We start from the raw sequence: 15595 nt of genomic DNA, 5'->3' as shown, positions 1-15595 counted from the left end.
CTGGCGCACCGAGGCGGGCCGCGCCCACTCGCCCTTCGACGTCGAGACCTTCCTCCGCGAGGCACGCCGGGCCGGGGCCGCAGGCTTCGACGCGTTCTTCGAGCACGCTCGGTTCACCGGCACCCCGGAGGACATCGCCGAGCAGCTGCGTCGCTGGTTCGACGAGGGCGGCGTGGACGGTTTCCAGATCATCCTCGGCAACGACTTCCCCGCGGTGTGCGACACCGTCCTGCCTCGGCTGCTGCACCGACCGGGCTGGGGGCTCGATCCACGGTGCCCCGACAAGGCCGCCGCCGGCGGTTCTCCCACGGTGGGCGCAGGCGCGTCCCGGCCGCCGCGCGGTACGGGCGACGGGCACAGACCGGGTCTCGCGGGGGCACCGATGCCGGTCGGTCGGCGCGCCTACCGCATCGGCCGGGGGCGGCCGGGCCGGTCAGGCACTCGCCCCGGACACCGACTCCGAGAACGCGCGCCACTGCTCGTCGGACCGGTCGAGGGCATCGGCCGCTGCCGAGGCGTACTGCGTCGCGTCGGACCCGAGCAGCAGGCGAACCGGGGCGTCGGCTCGATTCGCCAGCTCACGGACGGCCGCGGCGACCCTGGCAGGCTCGGCGACGTCGAGGGAGGCGGACCGCAGCATGGCGACGAGACTGCCGACCGTCTGCTGATACGGCTCGCTGATCGGCGGGATGGTCATCGACGAACCGGCCCAGTCGGTCCGCATCCCGCCCGGCTCCAGGACGGTGACCTTGATGCCCAGCGGCGCCACCTCCTGAGCCAGGACGGTGGAGAAGCCGCCGACCGCCCATTTGGCGCTCTGATAGGCGGCCAGGCCGACCGTGCCGATCCGGCCGCCGAGCGAGGAGACCTGGAAGACGTGCCCGGAGCCCTGCGCACGCAGGATCGGAAGCACCGCCCTGCTGACATACACGACGCCGAAGAAGTTGGCGTCGATCTGCGCCCGGAAGTCCTCCAGGGTCACGTCCTCGACGGCGGCCACGTCGCCGTAGCCCGCGTTGTTGACCACGACGTCGTAGCGGCCGAACGCAGCGAAGCCCGCCTGCACGGCCCGCTCCACGTCGACGCTGCTGGTGACGTCCAGCGCCACCGGCAACACCCGGTCGCCGTGGCGGGCCACGAGATCGTCCAGCTGTTCCGGCCTCCTGGCCGTGGCGACGACCCGATCACCGGCGCCGAGGGCCTCCTCGACGATCGCGCGGCCGAGGCCTCGGGAGCTGCCGGTGACGAACCAGACCTTCGACATGGGTGCTTCCTTCCCTGATGACACCGATGAGCTGCCGGCACCGATTTACGTACCGGAAGTCTCTTACGCGAATCACCGTAAGGGACCGTCGGTACGGTGTCAACAGACCATCGGTACCGTAAAGTCGCCGCCATGATGGCCTTCCAGCGCGCCCGCAGCGAAGAGAACCGCGAGATCCGCAGGCAGGCGATCCTGGACACGGCCACGCAGATGCTCGGCCAGATGTCGGTCAACGACATCAGCCTCAACGAGCTGAGCCGCCGCAGCCTGCTCGCCAAGTCGGCGATCCTGCGGTACTTCGAGTCCCGCGAGGCGGTCCTGCTCGAACTGCTGGATCGAGCCTGGACGCGGTGGACGGCCGAACTCGCCGACCAGCTGCCGACCGGAGACCCCGCCGAGAAGCCCGTTCGGCAACGCTGCGACGAACTCGCGAGCACGCTCACCCGCAGCCTGGGCCTGCGACCCGAGCTGTGCGACCTGCTCAGCGCGCAGGCGGGCGTCCTCGAACACAACGTCTCCCCCGAGGTCGCACGCCGGTACAAGAAGGCCGCCGTCACCAATGTCGCCGCCCTTGCCGACCTGACGCACGCGCAACTCCCCGAACTCGGCGAGACCACCGGCACGCTGTGCGGGCAGATCATCATGGCCGCAGGCGCCGTCTGGGTCAGCTGCCTGCCGTCCGCCAGCATGCTCGCCGCCTACGAGATCGATCCCGAACTCGCGAAGTTTCGGCTGCCCTTCGAGTCGACGCTCCACACCATGCTGACCACCCTGATCACCGGATCGCTCGCCCTGGCCCCCTCCGAGGGCGACGTCGACTGACGCCGCCCGACCGCGCAGCGACACCATCCGCGACGGCGCCGACCGGCATCGGCGGATCTCCGGGTTCTCGTGACTTCTGGATCGTCGTGTTCTCTGGATCGTCGTGTTTTCTGGGGCGCCCTCGGGACAACCCGCGACGGCCGCCGAACGGCGCCGGAGAAATCGAGTCGCCCCGGTCTGCCGATGCAGGGAAGACTGTCCGCGTGACCGCGCTTCCCCTGGTTCCGCCGTCCGAGGCTCCGTCGTACGGAGCCGTGCGGCTACGAGCCTTCGACGAGCGTGACGTGGCCATGCTCCAAGACCTGTCGACCGATCCGTACGTGCCGGACACCGGCACGCTGCCGGGCGACGCCGGGCGCGCGGAGGCCCTCGCGTACATCGAACGGCAGATCGGCAGGCTGGACAGCGGGGCCGGTTATTCCTTCTGCGTGGCGGCGAAGGACACCGACGAGGCGCTGGGCACCGCCGGGCTGAACCTCGGGCAGCTCGCCGCCGGTCGGGCGTCGGCGGGCTACTCCGTCGCACCTCGGCATCGGGGGCGCGGACTCGCGGGCCAGGCGCTCATCGCGCTGACCCGCTTCGCCTGGTCCGTCTCGGGGCTGCATCGCGTCGAGCTGTATATCGAACCGTGGAATCGCGCGTCCTGGCGTACGGCCGAACTCGCGGGCTACGTCCGCGAGGGGCTGCTGCGGAGCCATCAGGAGATCGGCGGCAGGCGGGTGGACATGTACCTGTATGCCGCGATCGGGCAGCCCGAGGGGCACCGGACCGCCTCGGCCGCGAACACCGGCTGAGGATCCGACGTGGTCGGCACACGGACAGCGCAGGCACACCACCGACGACCCGCGACGGACGCTGTCGCCCACGCGCGTCCGTCCGAGAAAGGACACTCGTGATCGACTCGGGTCTGGACGGCGTCGTCGTCCTGGTCACCGGTGGAGCAGGCGGCATCGGCGCCGCGATCTCCCGCGCCTTCGCTGAGCAGGGAGCGCACGTGGCAGTGCAGTACTTCGACGGGCCGGAACCGCCCGCAAGTCTCCGGTGGGAGCACGCGAGCCCGGCGAAGAACGACGCCGAACGGCTCGTCTCCTCGTCGGTCGGCGGCGTCGCCGTCGGCGCGGATCTGGCCTCAGCGGACGCCGCGCCGAGGTTGTTCGACTCTGTCGAGCAGCTGCTCGGCCCCGTCGGCGTCCTCGTCAACAACGCCGCGCACTGCGAGAGCCCGGACACCTTCGCCGAGCTGACCTCGGCCGGACTCGACCGGCATTACCGGGTGAACGCGGTGGCCCCGGCGATGCTGATCGCGGAACTCGCCCGACGAAGCGGAGGCAGACGTGCCTGCGCCGTGAACATCTCCACCGACGCCGCGCGCGCGTTCCCCGGCCAGATCGGTTACGGCTCCTCGAAGGCAGCGTTGGAGGCGGTGACCAGGGCGGCGGCGCTAGACCTCGGACCACAGGGCATCAGAGTCAACGCCGTCGCGCCCGGCCCGGTGCAGACCGGCTGGATGAGCGAGGAGCTGGTCCGCGACGCCACCGACATGATCCCGCTGCGGCGCGTCGGCACCCCGGCGGACATCGCCGACGCATGCGTGTTCCTGGCCTCCGAGCAGGCACGCTGGATCACCGGCCAAGTGATCCAGGTCGCGGGCGGGCACGCCTTGTAGCCGGGAGGGTCGGCGCTCCGTGAGGTCGCCTGCGAGCACCGGATGTCGCGCGGCAGGCACGACCGGCCGGACCCGCCTGCCTGCCCTGCGACGGGCTGCGCAGCCTGCGAAAGGCCGGGGCAGGCGGGTGGAGTGCGAGAGACATGTCACGATCCGACGGCCCGGCGAGATTCGCTCGGCGAGGAGGTGCGCGGCCGGTGCCACCAGGCCTGCGGCGGAGATCCGTCGGACACGGTCCGGCCGGGCGCTCGACGATCGACGACGGACCGGCCGGGCCAGGGCAACCGTTCGATGCTCCGGTCCGTCGGGCCGCCGCCGTCATCGGGTCCGCCTGGTCAGAACTCCCGAAATCGGCCGGGTGCCTCGGGGTGGACCGTGTCCACGACGAAGGCGCCCACGCGTTCACCATTCTGGGAATGCGCACCGGTGGTAGTCGCCTCCGTGGGTGCGAAGACCCGATGCCGTTCGCCGGACGCATACAGTGCGTCGGCGAACCGCGATGCCCCGGTGTTGCCCTCCCGCCCCGTCTTACACGCCATGAGGATGAGCGGGTGTCCGGTTCCTGTCATGGTGTTCTGATAGGCGCTGGTGCCGGTGACGATCTTTCGATAGTCCTCCGGTGAGACCATGAGGTTCTCCATTTCACCGTGGCGCCCGGTCGGAGCCTGGACCGTGAACTGACGCCCGTTCGAGTGCGATATCACGGCGAACGGGCGGTATCCTGCGGCCACGTCGCCTGCCCACGGAGCAGGCCGCCGATGCAGGTCGTTGGTCCAGGTGGGATGCTCCCAATACTCCCGCTTCCAGGAAGTTCGGCCTTGCGACCAGCTCTGCCACGTGTACGAGTCCTGTGGCTTGCTCGGGAAACCGACTCCGATCGTTCGGCCGTGTCTGTCCCGCAGTGTCTCGTGCCGCACGCTGCCTGCATAGAACTCCCGCCGGACCGGGCGCCCGTCTGGTCCAATGGCGACGCCGCGAACGACGTCCGGGTCCTGCCTGGCGGATGAGCCCGATGAGCTCGTGTAGTGCCGCGATCCGATGGGATATCCGTAAGGATCGACCAGGCGGTTGGTGAACTGCATGGAACTGCTGCTGATCGTGGAGCCGTTGCCGCCTGCCGAGCGTGGGGCGGGGCCGCTGTCGGGAAGTCCTCGGGTGCCGGTGGGGGTGATGGCGGGTGCGCCTCGGGCGCCGGGTGCGTCGTCGAGTCCTCGGGCGCCTGCGGTGGGAGTGATGTCGGGGGCGCGGCCGCTGCCGGGATCGGCGGAGAGCAGCGGTCCCGAGTCTCCGCCACTTCGGGCGGTGGTCGGGGTGGTGGTGGGTGCGTCGAGTGCGCGGGCGGTGTGGCTGTCGCCGGGCTTGATGGCCTTGAGGCCTCGGGCGGCGGTGGCGAAGTCGTCGCCGAGTGTGCCGAGCAGCGGCTTGAGCCGGTTCAGGGAGGTGGTGAGCTTGGTGATGAGCTGGGCGATGGTCGCAGCGGTCTGAGCGACCTTGGCGACGACCTTGGGAACCACCCAGATCAGCCCGATGCCGAGGGTGAACAGGACCTGTAACGCCCACGAGACCATCGAGCCCACGACGTCGGCGATGATGTCACGGACGGCATCCCGCACGGCCGAGACGACCTCGCCCGCTTTCTGGATGCCGTCGGCCGCACCCTGGGCGGCGGTGCCTGCGGCCAGGATCAGGTTCGCGGTGTCGGTGGCGCGTTCGCGGTAGGCGTCGGCGGCCGCACCCGTCCAGGTGGCGGTGTCGTTGTTGATCAACGCGCCCAGCTCGAACGATACCGCGCCGACCTCGCCCGCGACGTTGGACCAGGTCTCGGCGTGGGAGCGGATCTCGTCGGGATTCCCCGCCAACGCGTCCAAGGCGTCCGACAACGGACCGACGTGTTCGATGAGCCACCCCACCCCGTTGGAGATGATCGTCGCGAACGGGTCCAACGCGGACAGCACCAGATCCGCCACCCCCAGACCGGCCTCCAACCAGTCCCCACTCTGCACGGCCTCGGTCGTGGTGTTCACCGACGCCACCAATGACAACCCCGACGTCGACGACGACGAATCCACCACATCCGCCACTAACGGATTACTCACCAACAACCCCTCTCACCACACACCCGCCCACCACCGACACACCCGTCGGCGAATGCACCGGTGTCGCACACGTGCTCGACCTGCCGGGCGAGCATCGGAATCAGATTTCGATGGAGTCGGGAGACCCATGGCAGTCCCCACTCCGGTCGACTCGCAGTCGGTATGCCCACTTCGCCGCAGTAGCTCGAATCAGTGGACAACCGTCGTCGGGCCCCGACGTCTCCGGGGTCCGACCCCCGACAATCTCCTGGTTCTTTCGACGCCGACCTCGAAGCAGTTCACCGGCGCGCCAGGTTTCGTCGTCGAGGACATCACCGCCACCGATCATGCCTTATCCGAGAATGACGAGCGACACCGTATCGGCGGCGCACCAGGAGCTGCCCGAAAGAACACCACGGGATGCCCTTTCCTCGACATTCCAGCATTCGAGAAACCCGGGGTCCCCATCGATGGAATCAAACGCAGCGATATTCGACGACCGCTGCACATATACGGCGGCATTCATCCGGCTGGCACACCGAAGAACGATCGCATCCGGTGCGGCACCCGATGCCTCGGCAGGCCCCGTCGGGCGTCGCCAGGCTAGTAGAACCGCCTGAATTCGCCGCGTCCCGTCCCGTCCGCCTTCACCGAGATGAAGGCTTGGCCACCGGGCAGGAGGTTGATACTCGCCTCGTTGTTGGGGGCGTAGATGGGCCGGTTGTCGCCGGCTTCGCGTGCTGCTCGGGTGTACCTCTGCGCAGCATCCATATCTGGCGCACCCGTGTCACACGACACCATGACAAGCGGATTGATATTGGGTGCCATGTTGCTCTGGTAGGCCCGGTGACTGGTCAGGATCTTATGGTACGACTCCGGTGAGACCCAGAGGTCTTCCAACTCGCCGTGGCGGCCGGTCGGGGCTTGGACCTTATATTTGTGTCCGTTCGAGTGTGTCAGTGCGACGAACGGGCCGGGATAACTGGGATTGCCTGCCCACGGAGCCCAATGATTCTCATACCATCCGTCTCGGGACGTTTCGAGGTATTCCCGCTCCCACCTCGGAAGTTCCGCCTTCGCCCAGTCCCGCTCGTAAGCCATCGTCGCTCGGTTGGTGGAGAACGAGACTCCCAGTATTCGGCCGTTCCTGTCCCGCAATGTCTTCGAGGTCACGTCCTCGGGGCGGAAGTACTTCCTCGTCGCGGTCCCGTCGGAATGCAGGACGAGGCCGGCCGCATACCGGTCCCGGCCCGACTGCGCGGCGGAGGGTCGTGAAGAGCTCGAGGATTCGCCCAGCCCCGGCATGTACGAGTAGCGATCCGACATGGTGACGGAGTTCTGCATGAAGTTCGGTGGGAGCGGGTGGCGGACGCCGTCGCGCGGGGGCGCGATGCCGCCGTCGGGCAGGCTTCGGGTGCCGGTGGGGCTGATGTCGGGCGCGCCTCGGGTGCCGGTCGCTCCGTCGGGGCTGCTGCCTGAGATGTCGGGTCGTGGGCTGCCTGCGGGGTTGTTGTCGGCGGTGATGGGGGGTCCGGTGTCGGGGGTGGTGTTGGGGGTGTTGGTCGGGGTGGTGGTGGGTGCGTCGAGTGCGCGGGGGGTGTGGTTGTCGCCGGGTTTGATGGCCTTGAGGCCTCGGGCGGCGGTGGCGAAGTCGTCGCCGAGTGTGCCGAGCAGCGGCTTGAGCCGGTTCAGGGAGGTGGTGAGCTTGGTGATGAGCTGGGCGATGGTCGCAGCGGTCTGAGCGACCTTGGCGACGACCTTGGGAACCACCCAGATCAGCCCGATGCCGAGGGTGAACAGGACCTGTAACGCCCACGAGACCATCGAGCCCACGACGTCGGCGATGATGTCACGGACCGCGTCACGCACGGCCGAGACGACCTCGCCCGCTTTCTGGATGCCCTCGGCGGCGCCGCCCGCGGCTGCTCCGGCGGCGAGGATCAGGTTGGCGGTGTCGGCGGCCCGGTCGCGGTAGGCGTCGGCGGCCGCACCCGTCCAGGTGGAGACGTCGGATTGGATGAGGTTCCCGAGTTCGGTGGCGACGGAGTTGACCTCGCCCGCGACGTTGGACCAGGTGTCGGCGCGGGAGCGGATCTCGTCGGGATTCCCCGCCAACGCGTCCAAGGCGTCCGACAACGGCCCGACGTGTTCGATGAGCCACCCCACCCCGTTGGAGATGATCGTCGCGAACGGGTCCAACGCGGACAGCACCAGATCTGCCACCCCCAGACCGGCCTCCAACCAGTCCCCGTTCTGAATAGCGGTGTTGGTCGAGTTCACCGACTCCACCAGCCACAGACCCGACGTCGACGACGTCGAATCCACCACATCAGCCACCAAAGGATTACTCATCGTCCGTCTCTCTTGTGATATTCGTCCAGCCGTCGAGCGGACCGGCCTGGTGGTGAGCTCGAACGCGGTGTCGCCGCGCCTACTCGACGTGCGGCGGGAGGGAGTTCATCTCGACCTCGTCGGGCAGCGAACCGCCCCAGACGCCCACGTGTCCGGGCCGAGGTCTGGACGAGTCCGTACCCGAGTCCCTGTCCGGTAGCCGACGTCGTTCCTCGGCCGACTTGTGCTGCGAGGCAGGTCCGGCCTGCGGAGCGTCCGGCGGCGGGCCGTCGCAGAAGACGTCGGCAAGCAGGCGCATGGCCGCCGGGCCGTCCGGGTTGATCAACACATCGGTCGCCGCAGGCAGGAGACCCACCAGCTCCGCCGCCGACACCCGACGCCACAACGGCGCCTCGACGCGAGCCCGGTTCACCGCGGCGGTCACGACGACGACACAGGGCACGTCATCCGGCGACGACCCCACCAGCGGGCTCCCGTCCTCGGACACCGGCGTCTCCAGCACCGCGCTCCACAACAACGGCACGATCTGACCGGCCGCATCCACGTCCCCGCCCAACGCCAGCCGGATCGCTGCGTCGGCAGGGTCGGTGGGAACCCTCGGCCCGGAGGGCAGAAAGCCCGGATTGGGCTCGAACAACCCCAGGCCACCCTCCGCGTCGAGCGGCCAGGCCCCCACGATCGCCTCCGGCGGCGGCGTCTCACCTTCGCGATAACGCCACTCCTCGGACGTCAACATCACCCAGTCCTGCCGATCAGCCGCCGTCGCCTGGGGTGCGTGATCATTCACTGTGTCGTGCTTCTTCCTCGTCGGTGTGCCGCGCCTCGCCGTCGACACGGCCGGGACGAAACGGATCTCCTCGATGGATCAGTAGCCCTCACGGAGCGCGTCGAGCCTGCTCTTCTGGCCCACACGCGCTACCCGAACAGGGCTGACGGACCAAGGAGCGTCGTGAGCAGATCGACTGTGCCGAGTCCTTCCTGCGTTTGTTGTGGACGCCGAAAATCCCGTCGACCGGCCCGGGATCTCGGCCGATTCAGCGGCGCCATAGGTCGCTACCCATGGTTTACCACCGCCCGATCCTGCCCTATCCGAATCGGTCGCCAGACACCGTATCCCCGGCACATCTCGGGCTGCCCGAACGGACAGCACAGGCTGCCCTTTCACCCGCCTGACCAATGGTCGTCGAACACCTCGGCATTTATTCACCGCGTTCGATCAGGCCGTCATATCGATGCATTCATTCGCGTCGTCTTTTATTCGCCGGTTCCACCGCCGGGTAGATCACGAGAGGCTGCGCGAGCAGCCGGTGAAGAGAGAACGCCCTCGGCGGGCGCTGCGCGAAGGCGAGTTCATCATCTTCGCGCAGTCCACCGGACCGATCTCCTCGCCGAGACCCACGACGACCTCGTACGGAGCTGCGGCGGGGGCGAATTTGATCATCGAACCCGCCCGCCTCCGTGCCCGGGCGGCTCCGTCGGAATGAGCCGTCCGGATCACTTCGCATTAGGTCGAGTACACCAGGCACGGCGGACCAGACGGCCCAGCAGGCAGCCCTCGGACCCGGTCGTCCGTGGGACACGACCTCGGGATCAGCCCGAGTTGTGCGCCTTCCCGACGATTCCGACAGGCGCACGACAGAGTCGCGCACAGGGTGGCGGCGAAGTCGACAGCATGACGTATCGGCGGAGTTCGAAAGCTCGGCACGAAACAGCGGTGACTGCGGAGTCGAGAATGCTCAAATTCCGAGTCACAGTACCGCACCACGATTCACGCAAACACCGCTCAGCAGAACGAGGACCCGGCGTTCTCGGACGGCGCCATGGAATAGGCTTGGCCATTTACCGCACGGAGGGCTTCCCAGCAGAGAGATCATCGACTGATTTGGTACAGCAATCGATTCGAGCGCTGTCGTCGGCGGAATTCGCAATGTCGAGACAGCTCGTCGTCACTCCGTCGTGCGACATCGACGTCGTATTCTGAGTCCCCGCCGCAGGCGATGCGGTCCCGGCGGCCTTGCCCCTGGGCCTGCCTTGCTCCCTGGCTAGCCCTGCTCCCGGCCGAGTCGCTGGTTCGGCGCGGCCAGTGCCGGGATCACGGGATGATCGCGGAGCGCCGCGACGACCGCGTTCACCGCCGCGCGCTGCGTGGCACCCCGCCGCACCACGATGGTGATGTTGCGATGGACCGGCGTGCTCAGCTCCCTGGTGACGACGTCGTGGGCCGGCGTGACAGCCAGCGCGGGGAGCAGAGCGATCGACCGGCACGACTCGACGTGGTGCAACAGCATCAGCGTGTTACTGAACCGGCAGGCCACTCGAGGTTCGAAGCCCGACTCTCGGCACAGCCGCGTGGTCAAATCCGCCATGTACGACCGAGGTCGGTCGACTGCCCAGGTCTCCTCCGCACACGCCGCAAGGTTCACCGTCGTGCGGCGGGTGAGCGGGTGTCCGCGCGGCAGCACCAGCACGATCGTGTCGATCCCCAGCGGAATGATCTCCAGGTCCGCCCCCCACTCGAGCCCGGAGTAGTCGGTCGTGGTCACGATGACGTCCGCCTCCCCGGCCCGCAGGGCGGGCCCGCTCTCGTGCGGCTCCGACTCGATCAGTTCGAGGTGCAGATGCGGATGGGTAGCCGCCAGTCGCGTCGCCGTCGGCACCGCGAGGGTGTAGATCGCGCTCTGGAACACCCCGAGCCGGACGGTGCCGATGGGCTCGTCGTTCAGGGCGCGCAGCTCGGACTCGGCCTCGGCCATCTGGTCCAGGATCTCGCGGCCCCGGCGAGCCAGCAGGAGACCGGCCGGGGTCAGCCGGACGCGCCTGCCGGTCCGCTCCAGCAGCGTGCATCGGGTCTCGGCCTCCAGCACGGCCAACTGCTGGGACACCGTCGAGGCGCTCAGGTGCAGGGTCTCGGCGACCGCGCGGACGGTGCCAAGGGTGTCGAGCAGGCTGAGCAGCCGCAGTCGCCATGAGCTGAGCACGCTCACGACTGTACGGTTCTGCCGAACAGAAGCGTGTGATCTGTGCGATGGACGTGCGCAGCGGTCCGTCCCTACCGTCGGCGACATGCCTACCGAGAGAGCCCTCGCCGACCCGGCCCGCCATCTCATCCGCTACTCCGGCAGCAACCCCTTCCTGCCGGAGGTCATCGCTCGCGCCGCAGGCACCTCGGTGTTCACCGAGAGCGGTCGCGAGCTGCTCGACTTCACCTCCGGCCAGATGAGTGCGATCCTCGGACACTCGCATCCGGCGATCGTCGAGACGGTGAGCGAGCAGGTCGCCCGTCTCGATCACCTGCACAGCAGCATGCTGAGCCGCCCGGTCGTCGAACTCGGCCGACGGCTCGCCGAGAGCCTGCCCGCTCCGCTGGAGAAGGCGCTGCTCCTCACCACCGGGGCGGAGGCGAACGAGGCTGCGGTGCGGATGGCGAAGCTCGTCACCGGTCGGCACGAGATCGTCTCCTTCGCCCGCTCCTGGCACGGGATGACCCAGGCCGCCGCGAACGCCACCTACAGCGCGGGCCGCAAGGGCTACGGACCCGCCGCACCGGGCAACTTCGCGCTGCCGGTGCCCCACAGCTTCCACCCCGACATCGTCGACGCCGAGGGCGTCCTCGACTGGCGCCGCCAGCTCGACCTGGGCTTCGACCTGATCGACGCCCAGTCGGTCGGCAGTCTCGCCGCCTGTCTGATCGAGCCGATCCTCAGCTCCGGCGGCATCATCGAACTCCCGCCGGGCTATCTCGCCGCCCTCGCGCAGAAGTGTCGGGAGCGCGGCATGCTGCTGATCCTCGACGAGGCGCAGACCGGCCTGTGCCGGACCGGCGACTGGTACGCCTTCGAGCACGACGGCGTCGTTCCGGACATCATCACGCTGTCCAAGACGCTCGGTGCGGGGCTGCCGCTGGCGGCCGTGCTGACCACCGCGGAGATCGAGCAGCAGGCGCACGACCGAGGGTTTCTGTTCTTCACCACCCATGTCAACGACCCGCTGCCCGCCGCCGTCGGCAACACCGTCCTGGACGTCCTGATCCGCGACCGGCTCGACGAGCGGGCCCGCGAACTCGGCGCTCGGCTGCGCGGCGACCTCGACGAACTCGCCACCCGTCACGAAGTCGTCGGGGACGTCCGAGGTCGGGGTCTGCTGCTGGGCATGGAGCTGGTCGGCGACGACGTACTGGGTGCGGGCGGCGCGGATCGGCTCGGCGCGGCCGTCACCCGGCGCTGCTTCGAACTCGGCCTGCACATGAACATCGTCGCGCTGCCCGGGATGGGCGGCATCTTCCGGATCGCGCCGCCGCTGACGGCGAGCGACGAGGAGATCTCCCGAGGCGTCGCCATCCTCGACCAGGCGCTGCGCGCCGCCGTCAGCGAACTCTGAGAGCCTGTTTTCGATCCTCCTCCGTCGTGCAGCAGGAAAGTGGGGATCAGAGACAGGCTCTGAGACGTCGAGACCTCGGCCGCCCGGCCGTGGGAGGCGCTGGCACGAGCGGTGTCGATGATCAGTCGCTCGGCCCGGGGTCCGTCCTGAGCGAGGTCGGGCGACCTCGCTCAGGACGGCGGGGGCTGTCTACCGGACCAGGGGGCTAGTCCCCGTCGAGGCGGCTGGTGTCCAGGCCGTGCTCTTCGTCTCTCGGGGGGACCAGGTGCACGGGAAGGCCGATCGGCGGGACCTTCCAGTTGTCCTGATTCCGCCAGTCCTCCATCAGACCGGGGTTGGCAGGCGGTGTGGACGGGTCGGGCTGCGGGGGCGCGGGGGTGGGGTCCGGATCGAGCGGCGGCGCGCCGTCCCACTCCTGCCAGACCGCCCCGCCGCCATTCGGCTCGGCCGGCGGTGTGGCAGGCGGCCTCGGCTCCTGCGCCCAGACCGGCGCACTGCTCTCGAAATCAGCAGGCATCGACACCCCAGGCCCCGACGCAGCCGGCCTCGGCTCCTGCGCCCAGACCGGCGCACTGCTCTCGAAATCAGCAGGCATCGACACCCCAGGCCCCGACGCAGCCGGCCTCGGCTCCTGCGCCCAGACCGGCGCACTGCTCTCGAGATCAGGAGGCATCGACACTGGCCGGGAGGTAGGCGGCGGTGGGGAGGGCTCGTCCGGCGTCAACGGCGGTGCGCCGTCCCAATCCTGCCACGTGGTCCCGCTACCGGAGCGACTCGACGGCGGCGGGCTGCCAGGGTCGGGCGTCGACCCGGGGCTGCTGCCGGGAGTGGAGTCGAACGACGAGCCTGCGGTGATGCCGTCGAGGCCCGACTTGTAGCCGACGGCCCCGGCCAGGCCGCCGCCGATGGCGCCGCCCAAGGCTCCCGCGCCGAGGGACTGTTCACTGTGCGGATTCGTGTCGTCGTTCGGGTCGGACTGGAACTGGTTGTTCAGCGCACCCCCCATCACGCCGCCTGCGGTGCCGCTCGCCATCCCGCCGATGATGGCGCCGCCCCAGTCGGCCCTGCCCGGGTTGAGGCCGGGGACCTTGTCGCCGATGGGCTTGATCAGGTTGTCGGTGATCTTGCCGCCGAAATTCTTGGCGATCCCGCCGAACACGCCGGAGGCGACCCCGCCGCCGATGCCACCGGCCACTCCCGCCAGGGCAGCCGCCCCCGTCTTGCTGGTGTCCCAGTCCTTGCGGTCGCCCGCCGCCAGCTGGCCGATCTGGATCGCCGCATCGATGAAGAGGTTGACGCCCAGGTTGATCACGACCTGCTTGATGATCTCCCGGATCATCGTCGACAACGCCTGCACGATGGCGCGCACCACGCCCTGCGTCGCGGCCTGCGCGGCGGGGATCGCGGCCGTGCTGGCGCCGAAGGTGATGACGGCCATGGCCAGCATCACGGCGATCTGAGCGAGCAGGATGGACAGCGCGACGATGATGCTGATCTTGGTGTACTCGACCTCGAGCGCGACGTTGTCGCAGGCCTCGCCGAGTTTCTCGCACAGCATCTTGAGCACCGGCAGCGGCGCCTCGTCGCCCTGGGTGAGACCCTCGCCGAACTTCTTGAACTCTTCGGCGGTGTCGCCCCGCTCGATCGCGCTCAGCATGTCGGCGACGGCGGCCTGGGTGTCGCCGAGCACGCCCTCGACCTCGCTTGCGCACGTCGCCCAGGCTTCCCCGAGCCGCCGTAGGGCGTCCTCGTCGCCTTCGGGGAAGTCGGATCCCACGACGACCGATGCGAGTTCCTGTAGGCCGGACGGCATCGTGATGGTCATAACGCCTTCCCGATGCTCTTCAGGTTGTCGGCGGAGACGAGATCGTCCGACTCCCACTGGTCGGCAGACAGGTCGAGGGCGTCCTTCGTCGCGTTGAGCTCGGTGGTGAGGAACTCGCGGCCCTTGTCAGCCTCCCCGACGGCGGTGGTGTACTCGGCCTCGAAGGCCGCGCCGGACTCGTCGGCGCCCCAACAGGCCCCCTCGGCGTCCCGTACGTTCTGGAGCGCAGCGAAGGCCGCGTCGAGTCGGTCGGCGGCAGCGGCGAACTTGGGCGACTTCGCCCGCACGGCGTGGAAGTCGACGAGCATGTCATCGGCCATCAGCTGTACCTCTCCTCCCACCGGGACGCCAGAGCGTCGTCGTCGTCCTCGTCCTCGTCGTCGTCCGCAGCGGCGCGAGTGGTTCCTTCGTCGTCATCGTCGTCGCGGGGAGCGCGGGACGGGACCTCCGGCGCAGGCGGGATCAGGCCCTTCAATGAGGGGGCGCCCGCGAAGAAGTCCGGCAGATCCGGCATGTCGGCCATGATCGGCGCGAAGGCCTCGTCGGCCTGGGCGCGTGCGTTGCGCGCGGCCGCCTGCATCGTGAGGACGATGGTCTCGGAGAGCTTCAGCGGGGTCGTGGACCGGAAGGCTGCGGAACTCAGCTGCAGATCGGTGACGATCCCGGCGGAGTTGACCGCCACGGTGACCAGGCCGTCCCGTGACGTGGCCCGCCCGGTCGTGGCGAGCGCCTGTTCCTGAGCCTGCTTGAGCTGTTCGGTCTGGCGGCCGATGCCTTCCAGCAGCGAGGTCATGTTCTCGCGCATGGCAGCGTTGCGTGCTTCGAGTTCCGCGCGCCGACTCGAGGGGTTCGTCATATGCCCTGCCTGTCGTGAGGAGGATCTTCGGTCGAGTTCTGCCGGACACGGGGATGGCCCGTTGCCGGGGCGTGTCCGATCACCTCCAGACCTGAACGGGACGAGCCGCGACGGCTGCCGGGCAGCAGGCGAGTCGTCAGATTCTGCACTCATGGATCGATCTTCATGGAGGTTTGACACCGGCTGAGAGACACTCAAGTGCAACTCTGTCGAACATTCAGGCAACTTTGCACGTCAAGGCCGCCGCCGTCTAGATCTGGTCCGAGACCGTGCCTGCCGTCACGAGCGGACGTGTCTGCTGTGGAACGTCGTCGACGCTCGACACGGCGTTGCCGATGATCATCTGGTCGCTCGACGA

At 68.8% G+C, this 15595-nt stretch carries 13 protein-coding genes; 4 read left to right on the top strand and 9 right to left on the bottom strand.

From position 1 onward, the window contains the following. Window positions 1-433 precede the first annotated feature (433 nt). The gene (locus tag UA74_RS05580) at window positions 434-1264 is read right to left on the bottom strand and encodes an SDR family NAD(P)-dependent oxidoreductase (RefSeq protein WP_075763958.1); all 831 of its coding nucleotides are present in this window, start codon (window positions 1262-1264) and stop codon (window positions 434-436) included. 132 nt (window positions 1265-1396) lie between these two features. Here UA74_RS05580 and UA74_RS05575 point away from each other — a divergent pair, with 132 nt between their 5' ends. The 3 genes from UA74_RS05575 to UA74_RS05565 all read left to right on the top strand — a co-directional run bounded on the left by UA74_RS05575 (window position 1397) and on the right by UA74_RS05565 (window position 3752). Next, window positions 1397-2086: a TetR/AcrR family transcriptional regulator gene (locus UA74_RS05575; RefSeq protein ID WP_075739333.1), complete on the top strand. Its 690-nt coding sequence runs from the start codon at window positions 1397-1399 to the stop codon at window positions 2084-2086. Between the two features lie 203 nt (window positions 2087-2289). Continuing rightward, the gene (locus UA74_RS05570; RefSeq protein ID WP_075739332.1) at window positions 2290-2880 is read left to right on the top strand and encodes a GNAT family N-acetyltransferase; all 591 of its coding nucleotides are present in this window, start codon (window positions 2290-2292) and stop codon (window positions 2878-2880) included. A 98-nt stretch (window positions 2881-2978) separates the two neighbouring features. After that, a complete protein-coding gene (locus UA74_RS05565) occupies window positions 2979-3752 on the top strand; it encodes an SDR family NAD(P)-dependent oxidoreductase (protein WP_075739331.1) in 774 nt (257 codons plus the stop codon). A gap of 335 nt (window positions 3753-4087) precedes the next feature. Here the strand turns inward: UA74_RS05565 and UA74_RS05560 are convergent, their stop codons facing one another. From UA74_RS05560 to UA74_RS05540, 5 genes are all read right to left on the bottom strand, one after another. Beyond that, entirely contained in the window at window positions 4088-5848 is a 1761-nt protein-coding gene (locus UA74_RS05560) for a WXG100 family type VII secretion target (protein WP_157434008.1), read from the bottom strand. A gap of 582 nt (window positions 5849-6430) precedes the next feature. Then, the gene (locus UA74_RS05555; protein WP_157442169.1) at window positions 6431-8179 is read right to left on the bottom strand and encodes a WXG100 family type VII secretion target; all 1749 of its coding nucleotides are present in this window, start codon (window positions 8177-8179) and stop codon (window positions 6431-6433) included. 79 nt (window positions 8180-8258) lie between these two features. Beyond that, complete coding sequence (locus UA74_RS05550) at window positions 8259-8966, bottom strand: type VII secretion system-associated protein (protein WP_075739328.1); 708 nt, start codon at window positions 8964-8966, stop codon at window positions 8259-8261. Between the two features lie 495 nt (window positions 8967-9461). Continuing rightward, entirely contained in the window at window positions 9462-9620 is a 159-nt protein-coding gene (locus UA74_RS05545) for a hypothetical protein (protein ID WP_157442168.1), read from the bottom strand. Window positions 9621-10221: 601 nt separating this feature from the next. Further along, entirely contained in the window at window positions 10222-11157 is a 936-nt protein-coding gene (locus UA74_RS05540) for a LysR substrate-binding domain-containing protein (RefSeq protein ID WP_075743445.1), read from the bottom strand. A gap of 85 nt (window positions 11158-11242) precedes the next feature. On the opposite strand from UA74_RS05540, the gene UA74_RS05535 reads away from it, so the two are divergent. Further along, on the top strand, window positions 11243-12556 hold the full coding sequence (locus tag UA74_RS05535; RefSeq protein ID WP_075739326.1) for an aspartate aminotransferase family protein: 1314 nt from the start codon (window positions 11243-11245) through the stop codon (window positions 12554-12556). Between the two features lie 205 nt (window positions 12557-12761). On the opposite strand, the gene UA74_RS05530 is transcribed toward UA74_RS05535, so the two are convergent. The 3 genes from UA74_RS05530 to UA74_RS05520 are packed head-to-tail and all read right to left on the bottom strand — an operon-like array spanning window position 12762 to window position 15237. Continuing rightward, on the bottom strand, window positions 12762-14381 hold the full coding sequence (locus UA74_RS05530; protein ID WP_075739325.1) for a WXG100-like domain-containing protein: 1620 nt from the start codon (window positions 14379-14381) through the stop codon (window positions 12762-12764). Then, a complete protein-coding gene (locus UA74_RS05525) occupies window positions 14378-14701 on the bottom strand; it encodes a hypothetical protein (RefSeq protein ID WP_075739324.1) in 324 nt (107 codons plus the stop codon). Before UA74_RS05525 ends, UA74_RS05530 begins: the two co-directional genes overlap by 4 nt. Further along, window positions 14701-15237 carry a YbaB/EbfC family nucleoid-associated protein gene (locus UA74_RS05520; RefSeq protein WP_075739323.1) on the bottom strand — a complete coding sequence of 179 codons (537 nt, stop codon included), beginning with the start codon at window positions 15235-15237 and terminating at the stop codon, window positions 14701-14703. Before UA74_RS05520 ends, UA74_RS05525 begins: the two co-directional genes overlap by 1 nt. Window positions 15238-15595 lie beyond the last annotated feature (358 nt).

Source organism: Actinoalloteichus fjordicus (genome assembly GCF_001941625.1).
GTDB classification, from domain to species: domain Bacteria; phylum Actinomycetota; class Actinomycetes; order Mycobacteriales; family Pseudonocardiaceae; genus Actinoalloteichus_A; species Actinoalloteichus_A fjordicus.
Note: the sequence above shows the minus strand (reverse complement) of the source record. Positions and strands in the feature narration are given on the sequence as shown.

What these genes read in the sequence shown, in the direction of transcription:
- UA74_RS05580 (WP_075763958.1), bottom strand. Translation starts at nt 1,264, where the DNA reads ATGTCGAAGGTCTGGTTCGTCACCGGCAGCTCCCGAGGCCTCGGCCGC.
- UA74_RS05575 (WP_075739333.1), top strand. Translation starts at nt 1,397, where the DNA reads ATGATGGCCTTCCAGCGCGCCCGCAGCGAAGAGAACCGCGAGATCCGC.
- UA74_RS05555 (WP_157442169.1), bottom strand. Translation starts at nt 8,179, where the DNA reads ATGAGTAATCCTTTGGTGGCTGATGTGGTGGATTCGACGTCGTCGACG.
- UA74_RS05545 (WP_157442168.1), bottom strand. Translation starts at nt 9,620, where the DNA reads ATGATCAAATTCGCCCCCGCCGCAGCTCCGTACGAGGTCGTCGTGGGT.
- UA74_RS05535 (WP_075739326.1), top strand. Translation starts at nt 11,243, where the DNA reads ATGCCTACCGAGAGAGCCCTCGCCGACCCGGCCCGCCATCTCATCCGC.
- UA74_RS05530 (WP_075739325.1), bottom strand. Translation starts at nt 14,381, where the DNA reads ATGACCATCACGATGCCGTCCGGCCTACAGGAACTCGCATCGGTCGTC.
- UA74_RS05525 (WP_075739324.1), bottom strand. Translation starts at nt 14,701, where the DNA reads ATGGCCGATGACATGCTCGTCGACTTCCACGCCGTGCGGGCGAAGTCG.
- UA74_RS05520 (WP_075739323.1), bottom strand. Translation starts at nt 15,237, where the DNA reads ATGACGAACCCCTCGAGTCGGCGCGCGGAACTCGAAGCACGCAACGCT.